At 59.4% G+C, this 2,763-nt stretch carries 2 protein-coding genes; both read left to right on the top strand.

Annotated elements, in window-relative coordinates:
• Nucleotides 1–211: 211 nt before the first annotated feature.
• Nucleotides 212–475, top strand: a complete 264-nt coding sequence (gene rpoZ / locus B4U49_RS00815) for a DNA-directed RNA polymerase subunit omega (RefSeq protein ID WP_078082705.1) — start codon at nucleotides 212–214, stop codon at nucleotides 473–475.
• A 56-nt stretch (nucleotides 476–531) separates the two neighbouring features.
• Nucleotides 532–2,649 carry a RelA/SpoT family protein gene (locus B4U49_RS00810; RefSeq protein ID WP_078082704.1) on the top strand — a complete coding sequence of 706 codons (2,118 nt, stop codon included), beginning with the start codon at nucleotides 532–534 and terminating at the stop codon, nucleotides 2,647–2,649.
• Nucleotides 2,650–2,763 lie beyond the last annotated feature (114 nt).

Here is a 2,763-nt window from a genome sequence, read left to right as displayed (position 1 = left end):
TCCCTTTTTTCGAAGGTCTCACACCGCCACCCCCGACATCGCCACCTTCGCGTCAAAATTTGCGCGTTGTAGTCACTGATCGATTTGCGTACACCGCGCGGTCCGGTAGAATAGTCACTCTAGGTCCGTCCGCGGCAATGGCCAGCCGGTCGGACAACAGAATTTGCCAATCTCGCCCGGCCGGGCGAACTCACACTGGAACAGAAATTTTATGGCACGTATTACCGTTGAAGATTGCCTCGACCACGTAGACAACCGCTTTGAGCTGGTTATCGTCGGCAGCAAACGCGCCCGCCAGATCGCCACCGGCGGCCGTGACCCGATGGTTGCGGAAGAGAATGACAAGCCCACCGTGATTGCCCTGCGCGAGATCGAAGAAGGCTTTGTTGACGCCAGCATCCTCGACGAGCCGGAAGAAGAGCCGGTACAGCACGCCGCACCGGCACCGGTATTCCTGTCCGAACAGGATATGTAATCCCGATTTTTCGACCGATGCAGGAATTGCTGGAAATTTAAGAGGCGAGCGCGGCTTTGCACACCATAGACAGTCTGGCCCATCGCCTCTCGTCCTACCTTCCCTCCGACCAGATCCAGTTCGTCCGCCGCGCCTATTTCTACGCGGAGCAGGCGCATGAAGGCCAGAAACGGCGTTCCGGCGAACCTTATATCACCCACCCCCTCGCAGTTGCCACGATACTGGCCGGCATGCACATGGACGCCCAGAGCCTGGCTGCGGCCATGCTCCACGACGTGATCGAGGATACCGGCATACCCAAGGCCGCGCTGGCGGAGCAGTTCGGGGAGGAGATAGCGGATCTGGTGGACGGGGTCTCCAAGCTGACCCAGTTTGAGACCGATAGCCCCGCGGAAAAGCAGGCGGAAAACTTCCAGAAAATGGCCCTGGCCATGGCGCGGGACATCCGCGTCATCCTGGTCAAGCTGGCCGACCGCCTGCACAACATGCGCACCCTCGGTTCACTGAAGCCGGAAAAGCGCGCGCGCATTGCCCGCGAGACGCTCGAGATCTACGCGCCCATCGCCAATCGCCTGGGTATGAACGATGTACGGATCGAGTTCGAAGACCGCGCTTTCTTTGCCATCTACCCGCTACGCGCCAGCCGCTTGCGCGCCGCCCTGGTCGCAGCCCGCGGCAACCGCAAGGAACTGCTGGAAAAGATCCAGAACGCCATCGAGCTGCGCCTGGAGCGGGAAAAGATCGATGCGCTGGTCATCGGCCGCGAAAAGCACCTGTACAGCATCTACCAGAAGATGCGCTCGAAGAAGAAATCGTTCCGCGAAATCATGGATGTGTACGCTTTCCGTATCATCGTGGACAGCGTGGACACCTGCTACCGTACCTTCGGAGTTATCCACAACCTCTACAAGCCGGTGATCAGCGAGTTCAAGGACTATATCGCGATCCCCAAGTCCAACGGTTACCAGTCACTGCACACGGTTCTGCTGGGCATGCACGGCGTGCCGATCGAGGTTCAGATCCGCACCAAGGAAATGGACGAGATGGCCAACAGCGGTATTGCTGCCCACTGGCTGTACAAGTCCTCCGGTGACGAGGTGCTGAATACCGGCGGTACCAGCCAGGTGCGCGCGCGCCGCTGGGTACAGGGACTGCTGGAAATGCAGCAGCGCGCCGGCGACTCGCTGGAATTTATCGAGAACGTGAAGATCGATCTGTTCCCTGACGAGGTGTACGTATTTACGCCCAAGGGCAAGATCATCGATCTGCCCGCCGGCGCCACCGCAGTGGACTTTGCCTATTCGGTGCACACCGATGTGGGCAATTCCTGTGTGGCGGTGCGTATCAACCAGCGCCTGGCGCCACTGTCACAGCCGCTGGAAAGTGGCCAGAAAGTGGAAATCCTTACCAGCAAGAATGTGCAGCCGAACCCGAACTGGCTCAATTTTGTGGTGACTGCGAAAGCACGCAGCGCTATCCGCCACTACCTGAAGCATCAGCGTCACCACGATTCCATTGCGCTGGGCCAGCGTTTGCTGGAAAAGGCGCTGGTGAAGTTCCGACTGAAACTTACTGATCTTTCGGAGGAGCAGATCGCGCGCGGTGTGCGTGAGGCAAGGTGCGATAGCCTGGATAATCTGCTGGAAGAGATCGGGCTGGGTAACCGCGCGGCGTTTTCTGCGGCCAAGCTGCTGATCCCACCAGGCACCATGGAAACCGAGGCCAGCAGCATTTCCTCGCCGCTGACCATCGATGCCCAGGAGGGCATGATGATCAGCTTTGCGCGCTGCTGTCGTCCGATTCCAGGCGATACGATCATGGGTCATATCAGTTCGGGCAAGGGTGTGGTGGTGCACCGGGATACCTGCCGCAATGCGGCGGAACTGCGCGAGCATCCGGAGAATATTATGGCGGTGGCCTGGTCTCCGGATGTGAAGGGTGAGTTCCTCGGCGATGTGCGCGTGGAGGTGGAATCCGAACGCGGCATCATCGCTCGCTTGGCGACGCGCATTACAGAAGAGGGCGCGAGCATCGAGCAGATCCATGTAGATGAGAAAGATGCTCAGCACAGTGTGATTGCGCTGACGCTGGAAGTGGCCAACCGGGTGCACCTTGCGCAGGTGATGAAACGGCTGCGCAACCTGCCTGCGGTAATCAAGATCGCGCGGCCGTAAAGCGGGCTCAACTCCACGCCCATTATTGATATCCAGTCGCGTTCCAATCTAGCGGCCCACTATCATGTCCCCCGCTACAACCGAATTGCCCGGCTCAGTGCCGCTGCGCATCCG

Origin of the sequence: Microbulbifer mangrovi (assembly GCF_002009015.1) — a bacterium.
In the GTDB taxonomy this organism is placed as follows: Bacteria; Pseudomonadota; Gammaproteobacteria; order Pseudomonadales; family Cellvibrionaceae; genus Microbulbifer; species Microbulbifer mangrovi.
Note: the sequence above shows the minus strand (reverse complement) of the source record. Positions and strands in the feature narration are given on the sequence as shown.

Bases quoted from the DNA above. Each gene is read 5' to 3' on its own strand.
- rpoZ (WP_078082705.1), top strand. From the start codon at position 212: ATGGCACGTATTACCGTTGAAGATTGCCTCGACCACGTAGACAACCGC.